22 protein-coding genes are annotated in these 23,154 nt (G+C 71.1%); 9 read left to right on the plus strand and 13 right to left on the minus strand.

The features are described from left to right. Positions 1-18: 18 nt before the first annotated feature. From RV986_RS26075 to pdhA, 3 genes are read right to left on the minus strand one after another with little or no spacing between them, the layout of a single operon-like run. Positions 19-1,584 carry a dihydrolipoamide acetyltransferase family protein gene (locus RV986_RS26075; protein ID WP_475919722.1) on the minus strand — a complete coding sequence of 522 codons (1,566 nt, stop codon included), beginning with the start codon at positions 1,582-1,584 and terminating at the stop codon, positions 19-21. Then, positions 1,584-2,588: an alpha-ketoacid dehydrogenase subunit beta gene (locus RV986_RS26080; protein WP_475919723.1), complete on the minus strand. Its 1,005-nt coding sequence runs from the start codon at positions 2,586-2,588 to the stop codon at positions 1,584-1,586. Before RV986_RS26080 ends, RV986_RS26075 begins: the two co-directional genes overlap by 1 nt. Continuing rightward, on the minus strand, positions 2,585-3,775 hold the full coding sequence (gene pdhA / locus RV986_RS26085; protein ID WP_475919724.1) for a pyruvate dehydrogenase (acetyl-transferring) E1 component subunit alpha: 1,191 nt from the start codon (positions 3,773-3,775) through the stop codon (positions 2,585-2,587). Before pdhA ends, RV986_RS26080 begins: the two co-directional genes overlap by 4 nt. 174 nt (positions 3,776-3,949) lie before the next feature. On the opposite strand from pdhA, the gene RV986_RS26090 reads away from it, so the two are divergent. Beyond that, on the plus strand, positions 3,950-4,450 hold the full coding sequence (locus RV986_RS26090) for an Lrp/AsnC family transcriptional regulator (protein WP_475919725.1): 501 nt from the start codon (positions 3,950-3,952) through the stop codon (positions 4,448-4,450). A 184-nt stretch (positions 4,451-4,634) separates the two neighbouring features. Here the strand turns inward: RV986_RS26090 and RV986_RS26095 are convergent, their stop codons facing one another. Further along, positions 4,635-5,225 carry a TetR/AcrR family transcriptional regulator gene (locus RV986_RS26095; protein ID WP_475919726.1) on the minus strand — a complete coding sequence of 197 codons (591 nt, stop codon included), beginning with the start codon at positions 5,223-5,225 and terminating at the stop codon, positions 4,635-4,637. A gap of 25 nt (positions 5,226-5,250) precedes the next feature. Continuing rightward, entirely contained in the window at positions 5,251-6,765 is a 1,515-nt protein-coding gene (locus RV986_RS26100; RefSeq protein WP_475919727.1) for a 3-hydroxyacyl-CoA dehydrogenase, read from the minus strand. 148 nt (positions 6,766-6,913) lie between these two features. Between RV986_RS26100 and paaN the strand changes: the two genes are divergently transcribed. Next, complete coding sequence (paaN, locus tag RV986_RS26105) at positions 6,914-8,614, plus strand: phenylacetic acid degradation protein PaaN (RefSeq protein WP_475919728.1); 1,701 nt, start codon at positions 6,914-6,916, stop codon at positions 8,612-8,614. Between the two features lie 85 nt (positions 8,615-8,699). On the opposite strand, the gene RV986_RS26110 is transcribed toward paaN, so the two are convergent. Genes RV986_RS26110 through RV986_RS26120 form a run of 3 tightly spaced genes read right to left on the minus strand, consistent with a single transcriptional unit; the run spans position 8,700 to position 11,541 of the window. Beyond that, positions 8,700-9,584, minus strand: a complete 885-nt coding sequence (locus tag RV986_RS26110; RefSeq protein WP_475919729.1) for a TrmH family RNA methyltransferase — start codon at positions 9,582-9,584, stop codon at positions 8,700-8,702. Continuing rightward, entirely contained in the window at positions 9,581-10,891 is a 1,311-nt protein-coding gene (locus RV986_RS26115; RefSeq protein ID WP_475919730.1) for an HTTM domain-containing protein, read from the minus strand. The genes RV986_RS26110 and RV986_RS26115 overlap by 4 nt, the downstream gene beginning before the upstream one ends. Continuing rightward, positions 10,888-11,541, minus strand: a complete 654-nt coding sequence (locus RV986_RS26120; RefSeq protein ID WP_475924430.1) for a DUF5819 family protein — start codon at positions 11,539-11,541, stop codon at positions 10,888-10,890. Before RV986_RS26120 ends, RV986_RS26115 begins: the two co-directional genes overlap by 4 nt. 723 nt (positions 11,542-12,264) lie before the next feature. Here RV986_RS26120 and paaA point away from each other — a divergent pair. The 6 genes from paaA (at position 12,265) to RV986_RS26150 (ending at position 17,327) form a co-directional block, all read left to right on the plus strand. Continuing rightward, positions 12,265-13,275 carry a 1,2-phenylacetyl-CoA epoxidase subunit PaaA gene (paaA, locus tag RV986_RS26125; RefSeq protein ID WP_475919731.1) on the plus strand — a complete coding sequence of 337 codons (1,011 nt, stop codon included), beginning with the start codon at positions 12,265-12,267 and terminating at the stop codon, positions 13,273-13,275. Further along, complete coding sequence (gene paaB / locus RV986_RS26130; protein ID WP_450946527.1) at positions 13,272-13,559, plus strand: 1,2-phenylacetyl-CoA epoxidase subunit PaaB; 288 nt, start codon at positions 13,272-13,274, stop codon at positions 13,557-13,559. The genes paaA and paaB overlap by 4 nt, the downstream gene beginning before the upstream one ends. Beyond that, positions 13,556-14,314: a 1,2-phenylacetyl-CoA epoxidase subunit PaaC gene (paaC, locus tag RV986_RS26135; RefSeq protein ID WP_475919732.1), complete on the plus strand. Its 759-nt coding sequence runs from the start codon at positions 13,556-13,558 to the stop codon at positions 14,312-14,314. Before paaB ends, paaC begins: the two co-directional genes overlap by 4 nt. After that, on the plus strand, positions 14,311-14,928 hold the full coding sequence (gene paaD, locus RV986_RS26140; RefSeq protein ID WP_475924431.1) for a 1,2-phenylacetyl-CoA epoxidase subunit PaaD: 618 nt from the start codon (positions 14,311-14,313) through the stop codon (positions 14,926-14,928). The genes paaC and paaD overlap by 4 nt, the downstream gene beginning before the upstream one ends. Then, positions 14,928-15,992, plus strand: a complete 1,065-nt coding sequence (locus tag RV986_RS26145) for a 2Fe-2S iron-sulfur cluster-binding protein (protein ID WP_475919733.1) — start codon at positions 14,928-14,930, stop codon at positions 15,990-15,992. Before paaD ends, RV986_RS26145 begins: the two co-directional genes overlap by 1 nt. A gap of 201 nt (positions 15,993-16,193) precedes the next feature. After that, positions 16,194-17,327 carry an acyl-CoA dehydrogenase family protein gene (locus tag RV986_RS26150; protein WP_475919734.1) on the plus strand — a complete coding sequence of 378 codons (1,134 nt, stop codon included), beginning with the start codon at positions 16,194-16,196 and terminating at the stop codon, positions 17,325-17,327. Between the two features lie 131 nt (positions 17,328-17,458). On the opposite strand, the gene RV986_RS26155 is transcribed toward RV986_RS26150, so the two are convergent. The 4 genes from RV986_RS26155 to RV986_RS26170 all read right to left on the minus strand — a co-directional run bounded on the left by RV986_RS26155 (position 17,459) and on the right by RV986_RS26170 (position 21,264). Continuing rightward, the gene (locus RV986_RS26155) at positions 17,459-17,788 is read right to left on the minus strand and encodes a rhodanese-like domain-containing protein (protein ID WP_475924432.1); all 330 of its coding nucleotides are present in this window, start codon (positions 17,786-17,788) and stop codon (positions 17,459-17,461) included. Positions 17,789-17,974: 186 nt separating this feature from the next. Next, positions 17,975-18,805 (minus strand): hypothetical protein, encoded by an 831-nt coding sequence (locus RV986_RS26160; protein ID WP_475924433.1) that lies wholly within the window; start codon positions 18,803-18,805, stop codon positions 17,975-17,977. Between the two features lie 390 nt (positions 18,806-19,195). Next, positions 19,196-20,665, minus strand: a complete 1,470-nt coding sequence (locus RV986_RS26165) for a DUF2252 domain-containing protein (RefSeq protein WP_475919735.1) — start codon at positions 20,663-20,665, stop codon at positions 19,196-19,198. Positions 20,666-20,892: 227 nt separating this feature from the next. Continuing rightward, positions 20,893-21,264 (minus strand): winged helix-turn-helix transcriptional regulator, encoded by a 372-nt coding sequence (locus RV986_RS26170; RefSeq protein ID WP_475919736.1) that lies wholly within the window; start codon positions 21,262-21,264, stop codon positions 20,893-20,895. Positions 21,265-21,366: 102 nt separating this feature from the next. Between RV986_RS26170 and RV986_RS26175 the strand changes: the two genes are divergently transcribed. Further along, positions 21,367-22,020, plus strand: coding sequence for an FMN-dependent NADH-azoreductase (locus RV986_RS26175; protein WP_475919737.1), 654 nt, complete (start codon positions 21,367-21,369; stop codon positions 22,018-22,020). A gap of 241 nt (positions 22,021-22,261) precedes the next feature. Here the strand turns inward: RV986_RS26175 and RV986_RS26180 are convergent, their stop codons facing one another. Beyond that, entirely contained in the window at positions 22,262-23,104 is an 843-nt protein-coding gene (locus RV986_RS26180) for an SDR family oxidoreductase (RefSeq protein WP_475919738.1), read from the minus strand. Between the last annotated feature and the right edge of the window lie 50 nt (positions 23,105-23,154).

Here is a 23,154-nt window from a genome sequence, read left to right on the forward strand (position 1 = left end):
GTATGCGTGCCGCCACGATCACAGGGAACGCAGGAGCACCGCCGGCTGTTCGACGCAGTCCGCGACATGGCGCAGGAAGCCGCCCGCCGTGCCGCCGTCGCACACCCGGTGGTCGAAGGTCAGCGAGAGCTGGACGACCTTCCGCACGGCCAGCTCTCCCTCGTGCACCCAGGGCTTGGGGACGATCCGGCCGACGCCGAGCATGGCCGCCTCGGGGTGGTTGATGATCGGCGTGGAGCCGTCGACGCCGAACACTCCGTAGTTGTTCAACGTGAAGGTGCCGCCCGTGAGTTCCGCGGGCGTCAGCGTCCCGGTGCGCGCGGCCTCGGTCAGCCGGGCGAACTCCGCGCTCAGCGACTCCGCGTCCCGCGCGTGGGCGTCCCGTACGACCGGGACGACCAGCCCCCGCTCGGTCTGTGCCGCGAAGCCCAGGTGGACCTGGTCGAGGCGGACGATCTCGCGGGCTTCCATGTCGACCGTGGAGTTGAGCTCCGGGTGGCGGGCCAGTGCGGCGGTGCAGATACGGGCGAGCAGTGCGAGCAGGGAGATCTTCGGGCCGCCCGCCTGGTTCATCGCCTCGCGCGCGTGCAGCAGTTCCGTCGCGTCGGCGTCCACCCAGCAGGTCGCGTCGGGGATCTCACGACGGCTGCGGGAGAGTTTGTCGGCGACCGTGCCGCGAATGCCGCGGAGGGGGATGCGGGTGCCGGCCGCGCCGTGCGCGCGGGCCATGGGGGTGGGGACCGCGGCGGGCGCCACGGTGGTGGGTCCGGGTGTGTACGGGGCGGGAGCGGCCTCCGGCGCGCGGGCGGGGGGTCCGGCGGAGCGCAACGCGTGCTCCACGTCCGCGCGCAGGATCAGCCCCTCGGGGCCGGAGCCCACGAGTTTCCGCAGGTCCAGGCCGTTCTCCCGGGCGAGCCTGCGGACGAGGGGGGAGATCACCGGTACGGGGCCGGCGGCGGCTGCCGCCGTCAGGGTGTCCTCGCCGGCTGCCGCCTGTCCCCGCTCCCGGGTGACCGGGCGGTGCCCGGCGGAGGGGCGGTGCGCGGGACGGTCCTGTGTGTGCGCCCCGGGCGGAGCGCCGGCCGCGCCGCTGCCATCGGCCGTCACTGCCGTCGCCGCTGTCGCTGCCGTCACCTCCGTCGCTGCTGTCACTCCTGCTGTCACTCCGCTCGCGTCGGCCGGAGCGTTCGGCGAGCGCCGTCCCGAAGCCGCTGCCCCGGCGTGCGGACGTACCCTCCTGCGCCGCGCCGGGGGAGCCCCCGTGCCGTAGCCCACCAGCACGTTGCCGGAACCTCCCCCCTCGATGCCGGAGGCCCCGTCCGCTCCGCCGGAGGCCGGCGCGCCGACCGCGACGGTCAACAGGGGCGACCCCACGGGCAGTTCCGTGCCTTCCTCGCCGAAGCGGGCGGTGACCACGCCCCCGTAGGGACAGGGGACCTCGACCATCGCCTTGGCGGTCTCCACCTCGACGACGGGCTGGTCGACGGCGACGACGTCCCCGACCTCCACCAGCCAGCGGACGATCTCCGCCTCGGTGAGCCCCTCCCCGAGGTCGGGGAGCCTGAATTCGAGCACCTGGGCCATCAGCTGTCCGCCTCCCACTGCAGACGCCCCACGGCGTCCAGGATCCGGTCGACGCCGGGCAGGTGGTGCCGCTCCAGCATCGGCGGCGGATACGGGATGTCGAACCCGGCGACGCGCAGCACCGGCGCCTCCAGATGGTGGAAGCAGCGCTCGGTGACGCGGGCGGCGATCTCGCCGCCGGGGCCGCCGTAACCACCCGACTCGTGCACGACCACCGCGCGCCCGGTCCGCCGCACCGACGCCGCCACCGTCTCGTCGTCGAACGGCACGAGCGAGCGCAGGTCGACGACTTCGAGGTCCCAGCCCTCGGCCCGCGCCGCCTCGGCCGCCTCCAGGCAGACGGGCACGGACGGCCCGTACGTGATGAGCGTGGCGCTGCTGCCGGAGCGCCGGACCACCGCGCGGCCTATCGGTTCAACGGCCCGCGGCTCGTCCGGGTTCCAGGAGTCCTTCGACCAGTACAGGCGCTTGGGCTCCAGGAAGACGACCGGGTCGTCGGAGGCGATGGCGGCGCGCAGCAGCCCGTAGGCGTCGGCGACCGTCGCGGGCATGACGACATGGAGCCCCGGAGTCGCCATGTAGTACGCCTCGGAGGAGTCGCTGTGGTGCTCGACGCCGCCGATGCCGCCGCCGTACGGGACGCGGATGGTGATCGGCAGCGGCATGGCACCGCGGGTGCGGTTGCGCATCCGCGCCACGTGCGAGATCAGCTGTTCGAACGCCGGGTAGGCGAACGCGTCGAACTGCATCTCCACGACCGGCCTGAGGCCGTACATGGCCATGCCGACGGCCGTCCCGAGGATGCCCGCCTCGGCGAGCGGGGTGTCCGTGCAGCGGTCCTCGCCGAACTCCTCGGCGAGTCCGTCGGTGACCCGGAAGACGCCGCCGAGGGTGCCGACGTCCTCGCCCATCACGTGGACGGCCGGATCCGCGGCCATGGCGTCACGCAGCGCGCGGGTGAGGGCCTGCGCCATGGTGGCGGGTTTGAGGGCGACAGTCGTCATCGACGGGCACCTTCCGACTCGAACCCACCCTGGAACCCGGCCCCGGACCCGGCTTCCGGCTCCGGCTCGGCCTCGGCCGCGAGCTCCGCGCGCAACTGCGCCTCCTGCTCGCGCAGTTGCGGTGTGGGCTCGGCATACACATGGGCGAACAGGTCCATGGGGTCGAGCACCGGGTCCTGGTTCATCCGCAGCCGCAGGTCGGCGGCCATCGTCTCGGCGGCCTCGCGGGCGGCCCGGATGCCCTCGTCGTCGAGCAGGCCCCGCTCGGTCAACTCGTGCTCCAGGAGGGCGATCGGGTCGTGCGCGCGCCAGGTCTCGACCTCGGAGTCACCGCGGTAGCGGGTGGCGTCGTCGGCGTTCGTATGGGCCTCGATGCGGTACGTCACGGCCTCGACGAGCGTCGGACCGCCCCCCGCGCGCGCGTGGCGCACGGCGTCGCCCAGGACCTCGTGCACGGCGGCCGCGTCATTGCCGTCGACCAGCCGCCCGGGCATGCCGTAGCCGACGGCCTTGTGGGCCAGGGAAGGGGCGGCGGTCTGCTTGGCGAGCGGGACGGAGATGGCGAAGCCGTTGTTCTGGACGAGGAAGACGACGGGGGCCTGCCAGACGGCGGCGAAGTTCAGTGCCTCGTGGAAGTCGCCCTCGCTGGTGCCGCCGTCGCCGACCAGGGCGAGCGCGACCACGTCGTCGCCCTTGAGACGCGCGGCGTGGGCGAGGCCCACAGCGTGCGGGAGCTGGGTGGCGAGAGGGGTGCACAGGGGCGCGATGCGGTGCTCGTACGGGTCGTACCCGGTGTGCCAGTCGCCGCGCAGGAGGGTGAGGGCCTGGACGGGGTCGAGGCCGCGGGCGACGGCGGCGAGGGTGTCGCGGTAGCTCGGGAAGAGCCAGTCACGCTCCTCCAGGACGAGCGCGGCGGCGACCTCGCAGGCCTCCTGGCCGGTGCTGGAGGGATACACGGCGAGGCGGCCCTGCTTGGTGAGGGCCGTGGCCTGCGCGTTGTAGCGGCGGCCACGCACCAGTTCCGCGTACAACCGGCGCAGCAGACCCGGGTCGACCCGCGCGGCCGCTTCGGTGCCGAGGACGCGGTACGGCAGCGCGTCGGGCAGCAGCGGCGCGGGGTCGGTGCGGGGCTGCCAGGCGGGCGGCGGCGTGGGCCGGTATGCGCCTCGCTGCTCCATGACCGTCATGACGGCACCTCCTCGTGGGAGCGGCTTCGGACGCGTCACGAGTGTGAGGCGCCTCACCTACCGATTGTTCGGTCGTCGGCGCATTTTGGCTACAGGCACCGCCAGGCTGTGGACAAACGGTTCTGCACAACCTGAGATGGACGCAGTACGTCCATGGTAGGGAGGCGGGGGGACATGGCACCTGAACAAATGGCCGAGCCGCCGGAGGCCGGCCGCGTCCAGCCGCCTGCCCGCCCGCTCGACGCCATAGATCAGGACATCCTGCAGATGCTGCAGGCGGACGGCCGCGCCTCGATACGTTCCGTGGCCGAACGGGTCCATGTGTCACGGGCCAACGCCTACGCCCGCATCAACCGGCTCATCGAGGACGGGGTGATCCGTGGCTTCGGGGCGCGCGTCGACCACGAACGCGCCGGGCAGGGCACCTCGGCGTACATCACCCTCAAGATCGTGCAGAACTCCTGGCGCACGGTCCGCGAACAGCTGCGGGTGCTCCCGGGGGCCTCTCACATCGCCCTGGTGGGCGGCGACTTCGACGTCCTGCTGCTGGTGCACACACCGGACAACAGGGCGCTGCGCGAGCTGGTCCTCACCCGCCTTCAGGCCATTCCGGAGGTGCTCAGTACACGGACACTGCTGGTGTTCGAGGAGGAGGATCTGGAGCCGGAGGGCTGACCAGGGCTGCCCCAGGGCTGACCTCCGGAGAGCTCAGGAGAGCTCAGGAGAATTCCGAAGGGTCCTGGGGGTCCTGGGGGTCCTGGGGGTCCTGGGGGTCCTGGGGGGCCTGGGGGCCTGGGGGCCTGGGGGCCTGGGGGCCTGGGGGCCTGGAGATTCCGAAAGGCTTCGGAGAGCCGGAGAGCTACGACTCCTTTCGGAGTCCTCCGAAGACCAACTGTGCCACCGCGTCGGCGACTTCCCGTTCGCCCATGCCCCGCCCGTCGGGCCGGTACCACTCCACGATCGAGTTGATCATTCCGAAGACCAGCCGGGTGGCGAGCCGGACCTCCACGTCGCCGCGTACGTCCCCGTCGGCGGCCGCGGCCTTCAGCAGTTCGGCCACCTGGTGGTCGAAGTCGCGGCGCCGCTCCAGGGCCCAGCGCTCGGTGTCGGTGTTGCCGCGCACCCGCAGCAGCAGGGTCACGTACGGCAGTTCGGCGGTGAGCACCTCGACCATGCGCCGTACGACGTACTCCAGGCGCTCCACGGCACGCCCCACGCGCGCGTGCTCCTCGTCGAGGATCCCGAAGAGGCCGTCGAGGGCCCTGCTGACGGCGCGGCGCAGCAGTTCCTCCTTGCCCGCGACGTGGTGGTATATCGACGACTTGGAGATGCCGGCCGCCTTGGAGAGATGCTCCATGGAGGTGCCGTCGTAGCCACGCTCGTTGAAGATCTGGACGGCGACGGCGAGCAGGGTCTCCGGGGTGTACGTGTCGCGCTTGGCGGTGGTCATGAGGTGCCCTCCCGTATTCCGGTGGTCATGACGTGCCCTCTCGCTTCTCGGTTGCGTAGGCGTGGCGGTAGAGCGCGAGGGAGGGCGCGTAGCGTCCGGAGGGGTCGCGCTGGTGCAGATCGTCCAGCAGCGAGCACGCCCAGCTGCGGCCGAGCCTGCGGCACCATTCGAAGGGGCCCAGGGGGTAGTTGACGCCGAGCCGCATCGCGGTGTCGATGTCCTCCTCGGTGGCGACTCCCTTGGCGACGGCGTCGTGCGCCAGGTCGACGATCCGCGCCACGGTCCGGGCGACGATCATGCCGGGGACGTCACCGAGAACGCTGACGGTCTTGCCGAGTGCCTGGAAGAGGCCGACGGCCTCGGAGAGGGTCTGGGGGGCGGTGTCCTGGGAGGCCGACAGGGCGATGCGGGTCGCCCGGCGGTAGTCGAGCGCCAGGTCGAAGTAGACGACGTCGCGGAACTCGACCGAGGTCTGGCCGTCGGCGAGGACCAGCTGTCCGCCGCTGGGCAGCACGAGGCGGGTGCCGTGGTCCTCCTCGTCCTCGCGGACCTGGATGCCCGCCTCGCGGATCAGCGCGAGGAGTTCGGAGGCCGGGCCCAAGTCGCCCTCGGCGACGACGTACGCGGGCGCCTGGGCCTGCTCCGCGGTGTGCGGCTCGGAGCGCTCGGCGCCGTCCTCGTAGTCGTACCAGCCGTGTCCCGTCTTGTGGCCGAGCCGCCCGGACTCGACGAGCCGGCGCTGGGAGAGCGAGGGTGTGAAGCGCACGTCCTGGAAGAAGGACTGCCACACGGAGTGCGTGACCGATTCGTTGACGTCCTGGCCGATCAGGTCGGTCAGCTCGAAGGCGCCCATCCGGAAGCCACCGGATTCGCGCAGGACCGCGTCGATGGTGGCGGGGTCGGCGGCCTGCGCCTCGTACACCGCGAAGGCCTCGGCGTAGAAGGGCCGCGCGATGCGGTTGACGATGAAGCCGGGGGTGTCGGCGCAGGCGACGGGGGTCTTCCCCCAGGCGCGTGCCGTCTCGTACGCGCGCGTGGCCGAGGTGACGTCGGTCGCGAACCCGGAGACGACCTCCACCAGGGGCAGCAGTGGCGCGGGGTTGAAGAAGTGCAGTCCGACCAGACGGCCGGGGTTGCGCAGGGCGCCGCCGATGGCCGTGACGGACAGGGACGAGGTGTTGGTGGCGAGCAGGCAGTCGTGCTCGACGATGTCCTCCAGCTCGCGGAACAGCTGCTGTTTGACGTCGAGTTGTTCGAGCACCGCCTCGACGACGAGCACGCAGTCCGCCAGCTCGTCGAGGCTGTGCGCGGGATGCAGCCGGGCTCGGGCGGCGTCCCGGTCGGCGGCGGAGAGCCGGTCCTTCTCGACGAGCCGGTCGAGGCGGTCGCCGATCGCTTCGGCGGCCGCGTCGGCCCGGCCCGGCATCGTGTCGTAGAGCCGCACGGGGTGGCCCGCGACCAGCGCGACCTGGGCGATGCCCTGGCCCATGGTGCCGGTGCCGACGACGGCCACGGGGCTGCTGAGGTCGAGTGCTGTCATGTGCGCGATCCTCCCGCACGGGGTTTTCCACAGATGCGGCGGTCCCCCTTGTCCCGACCGATCGTTCGGTTACTCTAACTCTGTCCGGCTGTTTCTGCCCAGGTCGTGAGCTCAAAGAAGAGTTCTTGAGACGAGGAGTTGGTCCCTGATGTCCGCCGAACTCACCGCGCACCAGCTGATCGCCCAGCACCGGCCCACCCTCGACCAGGCGCTGGAAGCGATCCGTACGCGCGCGTACTGGTCCCCGCACCCCGAGCACCCCAAGGCATACGGCGAGAACGGCAGCCTGAGCATGGCCGAGGGCAAGGCCGCCTTCGACGCCCTCCTCGGCAGCCGCCTCGACCTCGGCCAGCCCGGCACCGACGACTGGGTGGGCGGCGAGGTCTCCCCGTACGGCATCGAGCTGGGCGTCACCTATCCGCACGCGGACGTCGACGTGCTGCTGCCCGCCATGCGGGCCGGACAGCGGGCCTGGCGCGACGCGGGCGCGGAGACGCGCGCGATGGTCTGTCTGGAGATCCTCAAGCGGATCGCCGACCGCACGCACGAGTTCGCGCACGCGGTCATGCACACCAGCGGCCAGGCCTTCATGATGGCGTTCCAGGCGGGCGGCCCGCACGCGCAGGACCGCGGCCTGGAGGCGGTGGCGTACGCGTACGCGGAGCAGGTCCGCACCCCGGACACCGCGGAGTGGACCAAGCCGCAGGGCAAGCGCGACCCGCTCGCGCTGACCAAGCAGTTCACGCCGGTGCCGCGCGGCATCGCACTGGTGATCGGCTGCAACACCTTCCCGACGTGGAACGGCTATCCGGGCCTGTTCGCCTCCCTCGCCACCGGCAACGCGGTGCTGGTGAAGCCCCACCCGCGCGCGGTGCTGCCGCTCGCGCTCACCGTCCAGGTCGCGCGCGAGGTGCTCACCGAGGCGGGCTTCGACCCGAACCTGGTGGCGCTGGCCGCCGAGCGCGCCGGAGAGGGCATCGCCAAGACCCTGGCCGTGCGCCCCGAGATCCGGATCATCGACTACACCGGCTCGACGGCGTTCGGCGACTGGCTGGAGACCCACGCCCGCCAGGCGCAGGTCTACACGGAGAAGGCCGGCGTCAACACGGTGATCGTGGAGTCCACCGACGACTACAAGGGGATGCTGTCCAACCTGGCCTTCTCCTTGTCCCTGTACAGCGGCCAGATGTGCACGACCCCGCAGAACCTCCTCGTTCCGCGCGACGGCATCCGTACGGAGCAGGGTCCCAAGTCGTACGACGAGGTGGTCGCCGACCTCGCCCGTTCGGTGGACGGACTCCTCGGGGACGACGCCCGCGCCAATGGACTGCTCGGCGCCATCGTGAACCCGGACGTGAAGGCCCGGCTGGAGGCCGCGGCTGGGCTCGGCGAGGTCGCGCTCGCCTCACGGGAGATCGGCAACCCGGAGTTCCCCGACGCCGTCGTCCGCACACCGGTGATCGTGAAGCTCGACGGGGCGCGGAAGTACTGGGAGGGCGCCGAGGACGAGGCCGCCTACCTGAGCGAGTGCTTCGGACCGGTGTCCTTCGCGGTCGCGGTCGACTCGGCGGCGGACGCGGTCGAACTGCTGCGGCGGACCATCCGGGACAAGGGGGCGATGACCGTCGGCGCGTACACCACCGACGAGGTCGTCGAGCAGGACGTGCGGGAGGCCTGCCTGGAGGAGTGCGCCCAGCTGTCGCTGAATCTGACCGGCGGGGTGTACGTCAATCAGACGGCTGCGTTCTCGGACTTCCACGGGTCGGGTGGCAACCCGGCCGCGAACGCCGCACTGTGCGACGGGGCGTTCGTGGCCAATCGGTTCCGGGTGGTGGAGGTTCGGCGCTAGTTCTCCCTCCACTGGGGGCGCCGGGTGGCTGCGGGGCCGTTGCCGGCCGGTCGCGTGTCGGCCGGTCGCGTGTCGGCCGGCGCCCCTAAGGGGTGCGGGGAACCCCCGCGGCGGCGCTCCAGTGGAACAAGGTCATGGCCACGCTCGTCGCCAGGTTGTAGCTGGAGACCTGGGGGCGCATCGGGAGGGACACCAAATGATCGGCACGCGCGCGCAGGTCGGGCGAAAGGCCACTGCGCTCGGAGCCGAAGGCGAGCACGGCGTCGTCCGGGAGTTTCAGCTCCCGGATGTCCGCGCCCTCCGGGTCGAGGGCGAACACCGGTCCGGGCGGCAGCTCGGCCACCGTCAGCCGTTCCACGGCGGTCGCGAAGTGCAGGCCGGCCCCGCCGCGCACGACGGTGGGGTGCCAGGGGTCGAGGGTGCCCGTGGTGACGACACCGGTCGCGCCGAAGCCCGCCGCGAGACGGATCACGGCACCGGCGTTCCCGAGGTTGCGCGGATGGTCGAGGACGACCACGGGCGTGGTGCGCGGGATACCGGCCAGCGTCCGCAGATTGGCCTCGCGGGACGGCCGTACCGCCAGAGCGGCCACGGCGGTGGGGTGCGGACGCGGGACGAGGGCCCGGTAGGTGGCCTCCGTGACCTCCACCAGGAGACCGCCCAGGGCGTCCCGTACGTCCGGGGCCAGCTCGTCGGCGAGGGCGAGCGCCGCCTCTCGGTCACTGGTGACGGCCACCAGGACCTCGGCCCGGAAGCGCACCGCGTGCTTGAGGGCGTGGAAGCCGTCGAGCAGGACGGCGGTGTCGGCGAGCCGGTGCCAGGCGGTCACGGGGTCCTGCGGACGGGCACTCGCCGAGTCCGGTGAACGGTCGCTCGCCGTGTGCTGCGGGCGGTCGCCGACCGAGTCCGGTGGACGATCGCTCACCGGCTCCAGTGGACGGTTCGTACGGGCGCTTGCGGGGTCCTTCATGCGGTGAAGCCTACGGGCGGATCCTCGACGGGCTCCGGGGTGCGCGGGCCGCCTGCGACGCGCTGGCCCGGCAGCTTGCGGACGCCGTCCGGCATCAGCCGTCCACGCGCGCGTGCCGCCCATCCGCCGAGGCGGCGCAGGAAGGACGTCGGCAGGAACACCGCGTCGGCGGCGATCATCGCGAGCGAGAAGAACGGCAGTCCGAGAACCACGGCGATGACGGCGTGCTCGGTCATCATGGCCGCCAGCAGGACGTTCTTGACCCGCCGGTTGAACAGGGTGAAGGGAAAGGCGACCTGCACGACGACCGTCCCGTAGGTCACCAGCATCACGATCGTGCCGTGGGCGGCCAGCAGGTCGGACAGGGCGGGCCAGGGCGAGAAATAGTCCAGGCGGAGCGGGTAATAGACGGCGGTGCCGTCCTGCCAGCGCGAGCCCTGGATCTTGTACCAGCCGGCGGTCGCGTAGATCAGACACGCCTCGGCCATGATCACGAGCAGGGCCGCGTTGTGCACGGCGTTGGCGACGACGTCCAGCAGGATCCGCGGCTCCGCGGTGCGCGCGTGGTGGCCGACAACCCACCACAGGGCCTGCACCGCCCACAGCCCCCAGAAGACCACCAGCCAGCCGGAACTGAGCCGCCCCGCGAACGTCACCGCGGCCAGCAGCAGGCCGAGGCCTCCCCACAGGGCGAGACCGACCCGGTCCGGGGCGCCGGCGCCGGCATTGGGGGTGAACTTGGGGTTGGGGTCGTCAATGGCGTTGGGATTGGGATTGGGATTGGTAATGGCACCGGTCCGAAGGAGATCTCCACGCGCGCGTGCCTCTCGCGCGAGCCGGGCCCGCCGCGCGTCCAGCGACCACACCTGTCCGCAGCGCGTGAACACCAGATAGATCGCCATCAGGTGGATGACGTTGTCGCCGCCGTCCCCCATGAAGACGCTGCGGTTCTGCAGCGAGAGCACACCGACCATGAAGAGCACGGACATCGTGCGGGTCCGCCAGCCCACGAGCAGCAGGGCGCTGGACAGGACCGCGAGGACGTAGACGATCTCGAACCACACCTGGCTGTCAGACCACATCAGGGCCGTGAAGGCGTGATTGTCCGCAACGAGCCGCTGGGCGAGGTTCCAGCTCCACGGCCCGTCGGGGCCGTACATCTCCTGGCGGTGCGGGAACTCGCGCAGCAGGAACAGCAGCCAGGTGGCACAGAAGCCGATACGGATCACGGCCGTCTGGTACGGGCCGAGGGCGGAGTCGGTGACCCGGGCGATGCCGCGCGAGATCGACACTGCGAATCGGTTCATCGTGCGCTCGCCTCCGTCCGCGCGTCCTTCACGTCTTCCTCCGGGACGGTCCACCAGGGCAGCTCGCGGAGAACGGGCTTGTCGGACACCTGCTCCTCGCTCCACTTGGGGGGCGGGACGTTGGTGGTACTGGAGCGGACCTGGACGCGTTCGACGACGGCGCCCCTGCCGCCCGCCCCCTCACGGTCGAGGCGCAGGACGACCACACGGCGCAGATAGCGTTCGGAGAGGTCGCCGCGCAGGCCCACCGGGCGGTTCTCGTTGTCGTGTGTGCCCATGTAGAAGTCCCAGGCCCGGCGGAGTTCGTTCTGCTGGGTGTGGCTGGGCAATAGATTGCCGTCGATCGCGGCACCGTCGAGGGCGGACAGGTCGTACCAGCCGGTCTCGTTGACACCACCGTCCGCGGTGCGGACCTGGGCGCGGACCTGGACGCCGATGTTCTGCTGCAGCGGGTTGGGCGCGAAGAGCTTCCAGTTCTGTTCGAACTCCGGGTAGATCCAGTCGTCGATCGCCCGGCCGTGCTGCTTGGTGACGGTGTTCGAGGGCGCGACATGCAGGAACACCATGCCGAGGTGCACACAGGCGACCACCGCGACGACCGCGAGGCCAAGGGCGGCGACGATCTGGGAGCGGAGGGGGAGGGCGGCTATGCCATTGGGGCTGGGGCTGGGACTCCCGGCGGGAGGTGAGGGTGGTGGTGAGGGAGGTGAGGGTGGTGCGTGGGGGGCGGGTACGGGAGTGCCGGATGCTTGGGCGTCGTCCGGTACCTGGACAGGGGGCTCCTGACCGGCAGGCTCGTGGACGACGCGCTCCTCACCCGCGGACTCGCGGACGACTGGCTCATGAACGACGGGTTCGTAGACGACTGGGTCATGAACGACGGGCTCGCGGTCGGTGTCTCGCTGGTCAGTCCGTTGCCGGTCGGCCTGCTGCCGGTCAGTCCGTTCCCGGTCGGCCTGCTGCCGGTCAGTCCGTTCCCGGTCGCCCTGCTGCTGATCGGCCCGTTGCAGGTCGGCCTGTCGCAGGTCGGCGGAGGCGGTGCCCTCGGGCAGGGAGTCGTCGGGGCCGTCCGGCCCGTGCCGGACGTTCGAGCCCTCGTCGTACGCGTCCATTCCGCCCCGATTCCCGATCCCGGTCCGATTCCCGCCGCCGGGCCGCGCGGCGCCGCAACGCCCACGCGCACCACACCGCGGCATGCGCACGCGAACGGTACTCAGCCCCGGCCGCCCGGCACAGCCCCACAGGACACAGCGGGCACAGCAGCGGCCCCGAGGTTATCCACAGCGGTTGACACCTTACGGCGCGCGTCCCACCATTGAATCGAGCGAACCGAACGATCGGTCGGTCGGGAGTGAGAGGTCGAGGGGGACCGCATGGCGACAGCAGCAGCGCACCGCACGGCCCGCGCACAGGCGGAAGGACCCGCCGACGCAGCCGAACGGGCAGCGGCGTACGAGGCCGCTTTCGACGCCTCCGTGGCGGCCGACGAGCGCATCGAGCCCCGCGACTGGATGCCCGACGCGTACCGCTCCACGCTGGTCCGCCAGATCGCGCAGCACGCCCACTCCGAGATCATCGGCATGCAGCCGGAGGCGAACTGGATCACGCGGGCGCCCTCCCTGCGCCGCAAGGCGATCCTCATGGCCAAGGTCCAGGACGAGGCCGGCCACGGGCTGTATCTCTACAGCGCCGCCGAAACGCTCGGCACCGGCCGCGACGAGCTGCTCGACAAGCTGCACACCGGCCGTCAGAAGTACTCGTCGATCTTCAACTACCCAACGCTGACCTGGGCGGACGTCGGCGCCATCGGCTGGCTGGTGGACGGCGCCGCGATCACCAACCAGGTCCCCCTGTGCCGCTGCTCGTACGGGCCGTACGCGCGCGCGATGGTCCGCGTCTGCAAGGAGGAGTCCTTCCACCAGCGGCAGGGGTACGAGCTGCTGCTGGCCCTCAGCCGCGGCACCCCCGAGCAGCACGAGATGGCACAGGACGCGGTGAACCGCTGGTGGTGGCCCTCCCTGATGATGTTCGGCCCGCCCGACGACGAGTCCGCGCACTCCGCCCAGTCGATGGCCTGGAAGATCAAGCGCCATTCGAACGACGAGCTGCGCCAGCGTTTCGTCGACATATGCGTCCCCCAGGCCGAGTCGCTCGGCCTGACCCTGCCGGACCCCGATCTGGTGTGGAACGAGGAGCGGGGGCACCACGACTTCGGCCCGATCGACTGGACGGAGTTCCGGGAGGTCCTCAAGGGCAACGGCCCCTGCAACGACCAGCGCATCACCCAGCGCAGGCAGGCCCACGAAGAAGGCGCGTGGGTACGGGAGGCCGCCGCGGCGTACGCGGACAAGCACACCGGTGAGACAGGAGCGACGCGAGCATGACGAACACCGACTGGCCCCTGTGGGAGGTCTTCGTGCGCTCGCGCCGCGGCCTCTCGCACACCCACGCCGGCAGCCTGCACGCACCGGACGCTGAGTTCGCCCTGCGCAACGCCCGCGATCTCTACACCCGGCGCGGCGAGGGCGTCTCGATCTGGGTCGTCCCGTCCGCCGCGATCACGGCGTCCTCGCCGGACGAGAAGGACCCGTTCTTCGAACCGTCCGCGGACAAGCCCTACCGCCACCCGACGTTCTACGAGATCCCGGAAGGGGTGAAGCACCTGTGACCTCGTCATCGGAGACGAACGCGTCCGTGACGCCCGCACTGTCCGGGACGGCGACCGCCGCGGCCCTGGCCCTCGGTGACGACGCCCTGGTGCTCTCGCACCGTCTGGGGGAGTGGGCGGGCCACGCTCCCGTGCTCGAAGAAGAGGTCGCCCTCGCCAACATCGCACTGGACCTGCTGGGCCAGGCCCGGGTGCTGCTGTCCCTGGCCGGCGACGAGGACGAGTTGGCGTATCTGCGCGAGGAGCGCGCCTTCCGCAACCTCCAGCTCGTCGAGCAGCCGAACGGCGACTTCGCACACACGATCGCCCGCCAGCTCTACTTCTCCACCTACCAGCGGCTTCTCTACGCGGAACTGGCCGCCGGGGACGGCCCGTTCGCCCCGCTCGCGGCGAAGGCCGTCAAGGAAGTCGCCTACCACCAGGACCATGCCGAGCAGTGGACCCTGCGACTCGGCGACGGCACCGACGCCAGCCATGAGCGGATGCGACGGGCGTGCGAGACGCTGTGGCGGTTCACGGGAGAGATGTTCCAGCCCGTCGAGGGCGTGGCCGTCGACTGGGAGACGATCGGCGCCGGTTGGCTGGAGTCCGTCGGTGATGTGCTGCGCCGGGCGACTCTGGAGATCCCGGAAGGCCCGCGGTCCGGGGCGTGGGCCGCGGGCGCGGGGCGGCAGGGGCTGCACACCGAATCCTTCGGCCGGATGATCGCCGAGATGCAGCATCTGCACCGCAGTCATCCGGGGGCGTCATGGTGACGACGGCCACCGCTCTGGAGGAGGAGCTGCGCAGGCTCGCCGGGTCAGTGCCCGACCCCGAGCTGCCCGTACTCACCCTGGAGGACCTGGGCGTACTGCGTGCCGTGCACATCCGCGGCGCGGACGCGGTCGAGGTCGAACTGACCCCGACGTACACCGGCTGCCCCGCCATCGAGGCGATGACCGTGGACATCGAGCGGGTGCTGCACGAGCACGGCGTACGCGAAGTGTCCGTGCGTACGGTGCTCAGCCCGGCCTGGTCCACGGACGACATCTCGGACGAAGGGCGCCGCAAGCTGCGGGAGTTCGGGATAGCACCGCCGCGGGGCGGGCGTACGGCAGCGGGCCCGGTGCCGGTCGGGCTGGGACCGACCCGAACGGTCACCGCCGTCCCGGAGGCCGCGTGGTCCGGACAGTCCGAACAAGCCGAGCGGTCCAGGCGGTCCGAACACGCGGAGTGGTCCGCGCGGGCGGACCAGGCGGAGCCCGTGTGCTGTCCGCACTGCGGATCGGCCGACACCGAGTTGCTCAGCCGTTTCTCGTCCACCGCGTGCAAGGCACTGCGGCGCTGTCTGTCCTGCCGCGAACCGTTCGACCACTTCAAGGAGTTGTGATGGCCCGCTTCCACCCGCTCCCGGTGGCCGCGGTCGAGCGGCTCACCGACGATTCGGTCGCCCTGACCCTCGCGGTGCCCACGGAACTGCGCGAGGAGTACCGGCACGCGCCCGGCCAGCACCTCGCCCTGCGGCGCACGGTCGACGGCACGGAGATACGACGTACGTACTCGATCTGCTCACCGGCGCCCGCCCCGGACGACACGGGTCCACGGACCCTGCGGGTCGGGGTACGGCTGGTCGAGAACGGGGCCTTCTCGACGTACGCGCTCAAAGAGATCAACGTGGGCGACGAGCTTGAGGTGATGACCCCCGCCGGCCGTTTCACGCTGGAGCCCGCACCCGGCCTGTACGCCGCGATCGTCGGTGGCAGCGGCATCACCCCGGTGCTGTCGATCGTCTCCACGCTGCTGGCACGCGCGCCGGAGGCCCGTTTCTGCCTGATACGCAGCGACCGGACGTCCGCCTCGACGATGTTCCTGGAGGAGGTCGCCGACCTCAAGGACCGCTTTCCGCAGCGGTTCCAACTGGTGACCGCGCTCTCCCGGGAGGAGCAGCAGGCGGGGCTGCCGTCCGGGCGGCTCGACCAGGAGCGGCTGGCGGGGCTGCTTCCCGCGTTGCTGCCGGTGGACCGGGTGGCGGGGTGGTTCCTGTGCGGGCCGTTCGGACTGGTGCAAGGGGCGGAGCGGGCGCTGCGCGGGCTGGGTGTGGAGCGGACCCGTATCCACGAGGAGATCTTCCACGTGGCGGACGGCGCCGCGCCGGCTTCCGCCGTACGGGCCCCCGTGCACAGCACGGTGACCGCGCGGCTCGACGGCCGTGGTGGGACCTGGCCCGTCCAGGACGGGGAATCGCTCCTGGAGGCGGTGCTGCGCAACCGGCCGGACGCGCCGTACGCCTGCAAGGGCGGAGTCTGCGGGACCTGCCGGGCCTTCCTGGTCTCGGGCGAGGTGCGGATGGAGCGCAACTTCGCGCTGGAGCCGGAGGAGACGGAGGCCGGGTATGTGCTGGCCTGTCAGTCGCATCCGGCCACGGAGGAAGTGGAGTTGGACTTCGACCGGTAGGGGGGATCCGATAGGTGGGAGGGATCCGGTAGGCCCCGGGGGCGGACCGGTGGGCGCGAGTGATGTCGGGTGATGCCGGGTGATCGATTCTCTTGGGTCGCGGCTGATCCGTTCCCTTCTTGTAGAACCTGTTCTATCTTGACGCTCCGTCAGATCAGGTGTCCTGCCTGATCGGTGGTCGGTGCGTGGGAGGACAGGACCGTGGACTTCACCTTCACCGAAGAGCAGCAGGCGGCGGTCGAGGCGGCGAGGGCGGTGTTCGGCGGGGTCGCGCCGGACGGGGTGCCCAGCCCCGCGCTCACCGCGGGCGCCGTCGCCGACGACTTCGACCGGGCACTGTGGGCGAAACTCGCCGACGCGGACCTGCTGAGCCTGCTGCTGGACTCCGCGTACGACGGGGCGGGCCTGGACGCGATCGCGCTGTGCCTGGTGCTGCGCGAGGCGGCGAAGGTGCTCGCGCGGGTGCCGTTGCTGGAGAGCAGTGCGGCGGCGGCGACCGTACAGGCATACGGCGGCGAGGAGTTGAAGGCGGAGCTGCTCGCGCGGGCGGGCCGGGGCGAGGTCGTGCTGACCGTCGCGGCGAACGGCCGGACCGGGCACGACCCGGCCGAACTCGCCGTGTCCGCACGGCAGGACGGTGACGCCTGGGTACTGGAGGGGGTGCAGACGGCGGTTCCATGGGCGCGGAACGCCGACTTCACCGTCGTACCCGCGCACACGGGTGGTGACCGGACGGTTCTCACGCTGGTGCCCCGGGGCCACGAAGGAGTCGTCCTCGGTGAACAGATCTCCACGACCGGTGAACGGCTCGGCGAGCTGCGCCTGGAGTCCGCCCGGATCGCCGCCCGGGATGTCATCGACGCGGACGGGGCGTGGGAGTGGTTGCGGGAGCTGCTGACCACCGGGACGTGCGCGCTGGCGCTCGGCCTCGGTGAACGGGTGCTCGCGATGACGAGCGCGTACACCGGCAAGCGGGAGCAGTTCGGGTTCCCGGTCGCCACGTTCCAGGCCGTCGCCGTACAGGCCGCCGACCGCTATATCGACCTGCGCGCGATGGAGGCGACGCTGTGGCAGGCCGCGTGGCGGATCAGTACGGGCGCGGGGGGTGCGCTGCCTGCGTCCGGGGACGTGGCCGTCGCCAAGATCTGGGCGTCGGAGGGGGTACGGCGGGTCGTGCAGACCGCGCAGCATCTGCACGGAGGGTTCGGTGCCGACGTCGACTACCCCCTGCACCGGTACCACGCCTGGGCCAAGCAACTGGAGCTGTCGCTCGGACCGGCCGCGGCGTACGAGGAGGCACTGGGGGATCTGCTCGCGGCTCATCCCCTGGGCTGAGCACCGTAGAGCGGATCTTGAGGTCGACCCCCGAGGGCCTGGGCCGCGGCCCGGCGGGCGCAGAACGCAGCCCGGCGGGCCGTGGGGCGAGGCCTCGGGGGGCCGTAGGCCGAGCTCCTGTGCCGGGTTGGCTACAGCACGAAGCCGGGGGCGCCCTTGTCGTCCACGACCGGGCGGCCGGCGGCTGCCCAGACCTGCATGCCGCCGTCGACATTCACGGCGTCGATGCCCTGCTGGACCAGGTACATCGCGACCTGCGCCGAACGGCCCCCGGAACGGCAGATCACATGGACCTTGCCGTCCTGCGGCGCCGCCTCCGTCAACTCGCCGTAGCGCGCGACAAACTCACTGATGGGGATGTGCAGCGCCCCTGCGGCATGACCCGCCTGCCACTCGTCGTCCTCCCGGACGTCCAGCAGGAAGTCTCCGTCCGCGAGATCCCCGACCTCGACCGTGGGCACACCAGAACCAAAACTCATACCCCGACGCTACCTGACCAGGCGGACGCCCCGACCCCCCTGTGGAAAGACGGGTGCCGAGTACGGAGACCAGTGGGAGGGGCCGACGGGGAGGTACCCCTGGGAGGGAGCGGTGCGGAAACCCTTGGGAAGACACGTGGGAGACCCTTGGGAGACCCTTGGGACGGCCTAGCCGACGAGTCGGGCCAGCTCCGCCTCGCGTTCAGCGACCTGGACCAGCAACTGTTCGGCGATCTCTTCGAGGAGCCGGTCGGGGTCGTCCGGAGCCAGCTTGAGCATCGCGCCGATGGCGCTCTCCTCCAGCTCGTGGGCGACCAGAGTGAGCAGTTCCTTGCGCTGGGAGAGCCATTCGAGACGGGCGTAGAGCTCCTCGCTACGGCTCGGCTTCCACTCCTTGGGCACCGGACCCGCGGCCCACTCCTCGGAGAGCTCCCGCAGCAACGCCTCGTCGCCCCGGGCGTACGCGGCGTTGACCCGGGCGATGAACTCCTCGCGCCGCCTGCGCTCGTCCTCGTCCTGGGCCAGGTCGGGGTGCGACTTGCGAGCCAGCTCACGGTAGAGCTTGCGGGCCTCGTCGCTGGGACGCACGCGCTGTGGGGGGCGCACGGGCTGGTCCGTCAGCATCGCCACGGCCTCGGGGAACAGGCCTTCCGAGTCCATCCAGCCGTGGAAGAGCTCCTCGACCCCGGGCATGGGCATGACCCGTGCCCGCGCCTCGTCCGCCTTGCGTATGTCCTCCGGGTCGCCGGTACGCGCGGCCTGTGCCTCGGCGATCTGCGCGTCCAGCTCGTCGAGCCGGGAGTACATCGGGCCGAGCTTCTGGTGGTGCAACCGCGAGAAGTTCTCGACCTCGACGCGGAAGGTCTCCACGGCGATCTCGAACTCGATCAACGCCTGCTCGGCCGCCCGCACGGCCCGCTCCAGCCGCTCCTCGGGCCGCGCCTGAGCCTCGGGCGCCACCTCCGAGGCGGGCTCGTCCTGGGGAGGGGCATCCCCCACTCCTTGGGGCCGGGCATCCTCGGCCTGGGTACGGTCGGGCTGGCTGTGCTCGGCTTCCGGGGTCGTCACCCGCCCAGCGTAGGCCACACCTCGCGGAGCTCACGCGAAACTACCTACCTGGGGGGCTTCCCCCCTCCCCCCTCCCCCTCCCTCCCCTCCCCCTCTCCCTCTCCCTGCCGGTGCACGGGCCCATCGAACAGCGCACGCACGATCAGGTCCTCGGCCGCTCGGCCCGAGAGCGCGACGCAGTCGCCCTTGCCGCCCAACGGCCGTCAGCCCTCTGCTCTGTTCTCTGCCTCTGTATCTCAGTCCCCGCTCTCAGTCCCTGTTCTCAGTCCCTGTTCTCTGCCCGCTGTCCCTTGTCCCCAGCGGTCCTCGGCCCTCTGTCCCTCAGACCCCCAGCTCCGCGGCCACCCGGCCGTCCCGGACCGCCGACACCAAGTCCGCGTGGTCCGCCTCTGTGCGGTTGGCGTAAGCCACGGCGAAGGAGGCGATGGCCTCGTCCAGTTCCTCGCTCTTTCCGCAGTAGCCGGCGATGAGGCGGGGGTCGGCGGTGTGGGTGTGAGCGCGGGCGAGGAGGGCGCCGGTCATGCGGGCGTAGTCGTCGACCTGGTCGGCGGCGAGGGCGGCGGGGTCGACGCTGCCCTTGCGGTTGCGGAACTGGCGTACCTGGAAGGGGCGGCCCTCGACCGTGGTCCACCCCAGCAGGATGTCGCTGACGACCTGCATGCGTTTCTGGCCAAGGACGACCCGGCGGCCCTCGTGCGGCACGTCGGGGATCGCGTGGCCGGCCGTCGCCAGATGCGGGAGCAGCGCCGAGGCCCGCGCCTCCTTGACCTGGAGGACGAGGGGTTCGCCGCGGTGGTCCAGGAGCAGCACGACGTAGGAGCGGGTGCCGATGCTGCCGGTGCCGACGACGCGGAAGGCGACGTCGTGTACCGCGTACCGGGCGAGGAGGGGAAGGCGGTCCTCCGAGACGGTGGTCAGGTAGTGCTCCAGCGAGGCCGCGACCGCCGCCGCCTCCGCATCGGGCACGCGGCGCAGCACCGGGGGCGCGTCCACGAAGCGGCGTCCGCCGCCCTCCACCGGCCGGGTCGACTTGGCGGCGAACTTCCCGCTGGTGTTGGCCCGCGCCTTCTCCATGACTCGCTCCAGGGTGCCGAGCAGGTCGTGGGCGTCGGTGTGCGAGACGAGTTCCTCGTCCGCGATGGCGTTCCACGCGTCCAGCACCGGGAGCTTGGCGAGCAGCCGCATCGTGCGTCGGTACGAGCCGACCGTGTCGTGGGCCGCCTTGCGGCAGGTGTCCTCGTCCGCTCCGGCCTCTCGGCCCACGAGCACGAGGGAGGTGGCGAGGCGCTTGAGGTCCCACTCCCAGGGGCCGTGCACCGTCTCGTCGAAGTCGTTCAGGTCGATGACCAGGTCGCCGCGCGCGTCACCGTACAGGCCGAAGTTCGCCGCGTGGGCGTCGCCGCAGATCTGGGCGGCGATGCTGGTCATGGGGGTGCGGGCGAGGTCGTACGCCATGAGGCCGGCCGAACCGCGCAGGAAGGCGAAGGGGGTGGCAGCCATCCTGCCGACCCGTAGCGGAGCGAGCCCCGGGATCCTGCCGAGGTTGGACTCCTCGACCGCGGTCAGCGCGTCCGGCCGGTCGGTGTCGACGGTCAGCTCGGCGTGGGCGCTGCGCGGTACCCGTCCGCGCAACGCCTTGCCCTCATCCTTGGGCGAACCTCCGTGCATGGACCGGCCCGCGAATCCCGGCACCCCGAAGACTCCGGAAATCCTGGACGCCTGCTGTTCCTGCTGTTCCTGCTGTCGTTGCTGCTCCCGCTGCCCTTGATCCGCTGTACCAAGGTCCGTCATACCGGCTGCCTCCCCCGTGCGCACGAACATCAACTCGTGATGACCGTACAGCCGGTGGCCGAAACGCGTCAGACCCTGTGGACAACTCCGCGCCTGTGGACAAGCCCGTCACTCAGGATCAGAGAGAGATCAGAGACAAATCGGAGCAGGGCCGGAGCGGGAGTGGGGAGGGGTCGGGAGGGGTCGGGGAGGGGTCGAGGGCAAGACGGATCCGTGCGGGATCACCTTCACTTCTGGAGTTCTTCCTGGCACGGCGGGCTTCCCGGCAGGTGCTTCTCCGCCCATGTTCCGAGCTCCAGGAGCGCGGGCTCCAGCGCGGCGCCGGCATCCGTCAGGCCGTACACGACCCGCAGCGGGGGACCCTCGTCCACCTCACGCACGACCAGTCCCGCCGCGCCGAGTTCCGTGAGGCGGTCGGAGAGCATCCGTTCGCTGATGCCGGTGATCGCCCTGCGCAGATCGGCGAAGTGCGCGGGGTGCTGGAGCAGCACCGTCACGATCAGCCCCGTCCAGCGCTTTCCAAGCAGTTGGAAGACGCGCGTCATGCCGTCGTCAACCCTCTGGCACGGCCCCGCGTCGTGAGTCCCCGGCTCTGGCATGGGTCCAGGGTACTGCGCTCCGATAGGGGGGTGAAAAAAAGTAAGTAGCTGTGTTATCTCTAGTCGAGTACAAAAAGTTCACCCCTCCCCTTGGAGATCCCCATGGCCACCCTTCTTCACATCGACTCGTCCGTGTTCCCGGGCACCGCCTCCGCCTCCCGCACGGTCACGGACGCGTTCCGCAAGGCCTGGGAGGAGCAGCACCCCCAGGGCACCGTGATCCACCGTGACCTCGCCGCGAACCCGGCCCCGCACATCACGGCCGATGCCCACACCGCCGGTTTCGCCCCCGCCGACGCGCACACCCCCGAGCAGGCTGCCGCCTTCGCCGAGCGCGTGAAGTTCATAGAGGAACTGGAGCAGGCGGACGCGATCCTGATCGGCGCGCCCATGTACAACTTCACGATCCCCTCGACCCTCAAGGCATGGCTGGACCAGGTGATCCTCATCGGCCGCACCGCCATGAGCGAGGACTCGAAGGTCAAGGGCACCCCGGTCACGGTCGTCGCCAGCCGGGGCGGCTCCTACGCGCCGGGCACCCCGCGCGAGGGTTACGAGTACGTCCAGAACTACCTGGAGGCGATCCTCCGCGACACCCTCGCCCTGGACGTCCACTTCATCGTCCCGGAGCTCACGATGGCCCCGCACAACCCGGCGATGTCCGACCTGATCCCCATGTACGAGGCCTCCCGCGCCAAGGCCGTCGACGAGGCGGTCACGAAGGCCAAGGAGTACGCCGAGCGCTTCGCCGCGTAACCCCTCCGGGGAACGACCCGGTACGGCAGGACAGCCCCGCAGGTACGTGACCTGCGGGGCTGTCGTGCCGTATGGGCCGTCTGGAGGAGCAAGGGAGAAGCGGAGGGGACGAGCGGAGCAGAGATAGCAGAGATAGGGGAGACAGGGGAGATAGGGGAGAAAGAACGGAAGCGGGACGGGGAGGGACGGGCCGATGCAAGTACCGGTACTGGCAGCGGTACCGGTACCGCTGCCGGCAGAGCTACTTGAACGCCGACAGACTCCGGCTCACCCAGCCGGAGAAGGGGCCGGCGGGGCGGCCCAGGACCCGCTCCACATCGGGGCTGACCTGCTGTTCGGCGGGCAGGGGAGCGCCGAGGATGTCCAGCGTGCCGGGGATGACGTCCTCGGGCATGAACTGGGCCATATGCGCTTGGGCGGCCTCACGGGTCAGTTCCACGAAGGTCAGTTCTTCGCCGATGACCCCGGCGATCACCTCGGCCTGGGCCCGCGGGCTGACCGCTTCCGGGCCGGTCAGCTCGTACGTACGCCCGGCGTGTCCGTCCGCGCGCAGGACCACCGCGGCCACCGCGGCGATGTCCGCCGGGTCGACGACCGGCAGCGCCACGTCCCCGAACGGGGCGAAGACCGTACGGTCGGCACGGACCGTCTCCGCCCAGGCGAAGGCGTTGGAGGCGAAACCGCCCGCACGCAGGATCGTGAAGTCCAGGCCGGATCCGCGTACGGCCTCCTCGAACTCGCGCAGCCTGCCGTGCGAGGCCGAGTCGGGGCGGGTGGCGTTGATCTGCGAGGAGAGCAGGACGACCCGCTCGACTCCGGCGTCCTTGGCCGTGGCCAGCAGATCGGTCGCCGCCTCGCCGTAACCGAGCAGTTCGCCGGCCAGCAGGATGAAGAAGGCGTCGGCGCCTTCGAGGACGGGCCGCATGCTCTCGGCGCTGCCGAGGTCGGCCTGGGCATGGCGGACGCCGTCCGCCGGGGCGGGCAGCGGGCGGCGCGAGACCGCCACAACCTCCTCCCCCGCCTCGACGAGCGCCTCGATCAGCGGACGCCCGACATTTCCGGTGGCTCCGGTGACAACAATCATGGAACAGCTCCCTAGTGCGTTGATCCGTAGTCAGTGATTAGTCGACACCT

The sequence above is a fragment of the Streptomyces sp. RLA012 genome, assembly GCF_056270325.1.

Excerpts from the sequence above, each read along its gene's own strand:
- RV986_RS26075 (WP_475919722.1), bottom strand. The coding sequence starts at position 1,584 with ATGGCCCAGGTGCTCGAATTCAGGCTCCCCGACCTCGGGGAGGGGCTC.
- RV986_RS26080 (WP_475919723.1), bottom strand. The coding sequence starts at position 2,588 with ATGACGACTGTCGCCCTCAAACCCGCCACCATGGCGCAGGCCCTCACC.
- pdhA (WP_475919724.1), bottom strand. The coding sequence starts at position 3,775 with ATGACGGTCATGGAGCAGCGAGGCGCATACCGGCCCACGCCGCCGCCC.
- RV986_RS26090 (WP_475919725.1), top strand. The coding sequence starts at position 3,950 with ATGGCACCTGAACAAATGGCCGAGCCGCCGGAGGCCGGCCGCGTCCAG.
- RV986_RS26095 (WP_475919726.1), bottom strand. The coding sequence starts at position 5,225 with ATGACCACCGCCAAGCGCGACACGTACACCCCGGAGACCCTGCTCGCC.
- RV986_RS26100 (WP_475919727.1), bottom strand. The coding sequence starts at position 6,765 with ATGACAGCACTCGACCTCAGCAGCCCCGTGGCCGTCGTCGGCACCGGC.
- paaN (WP_475919728.1), top strand. The coding sequence starts at position 6,914 with ATGTCCGCCGAACTCACCGCGCACCAGCTGATCGCCCAGCACCGGCCC.
- RV986_RS26110 (WP_475919729.1), bottom strand. The coding sequence starts at position 9,584 with ATGAAGGACCCCGCAAGCGCCCGTACGAACCGTCCACTGGAGCCGGTG.
- RV986_RS26115 (WP_475919730.1), bottom strand. The coding sequence starts at position 10,891 with ATGAACCGATTCGCAGTGTCGATCTCGCGCGGCATCGCCCGGGTCACC.
- paaA (WP_475919731.1), top strand. The coding sequence starts at position 12,265 with ATGGCGACAGCAGCAGCGCACCGCACGGCCCGCGCACAGGCGGAAGGA.
- paaB (WP_450946527.1), top strand. The coding sequence starts at position 13,272 with ATGACGAACACCGACTGGCCCCTGTGGGAGGTCTTCGTGCGCTCGCGC.
- RV986_RS26145 (WP_475919733.1), top strand. The coding sequence starts at position 14,928 with ATGGCCCGCTTCCACCCGCTCCCGGTGGCCGCGGTCGAGCGGCTCACC.
- RV986_RS26165 (WP_475919735.1), bottom strand. The coding sequence starts at position 20,665 with ATGACGGACCTTGGTACAGCGGATCAAGGGCAGCGGGAGCAGCAACGA.
- RV986_RS26170 (WP_475919736.1), bottom strand. The coding sequence starts at position 21,264 with ATGCCAGAGCCGGGGACTCACGACGCGGGGCCGTGCCAGAGGGTTGAC.
- RV986_RS26175 (WP_475919737.1), top strand. The coding sequence starts at position 21,367 with ATGGCCACCCTTCTTCACATCGACTCGTCCGTGTTCCCGGGCACCGCC.
- RV986_RS26180 (WP_475919738.1), bottom strand. The coding sequence starts at position 23,104 with ATGATTGTTGTCACCGGAGCCACCGGAAATGTCGGGCGTCCGCTGATC.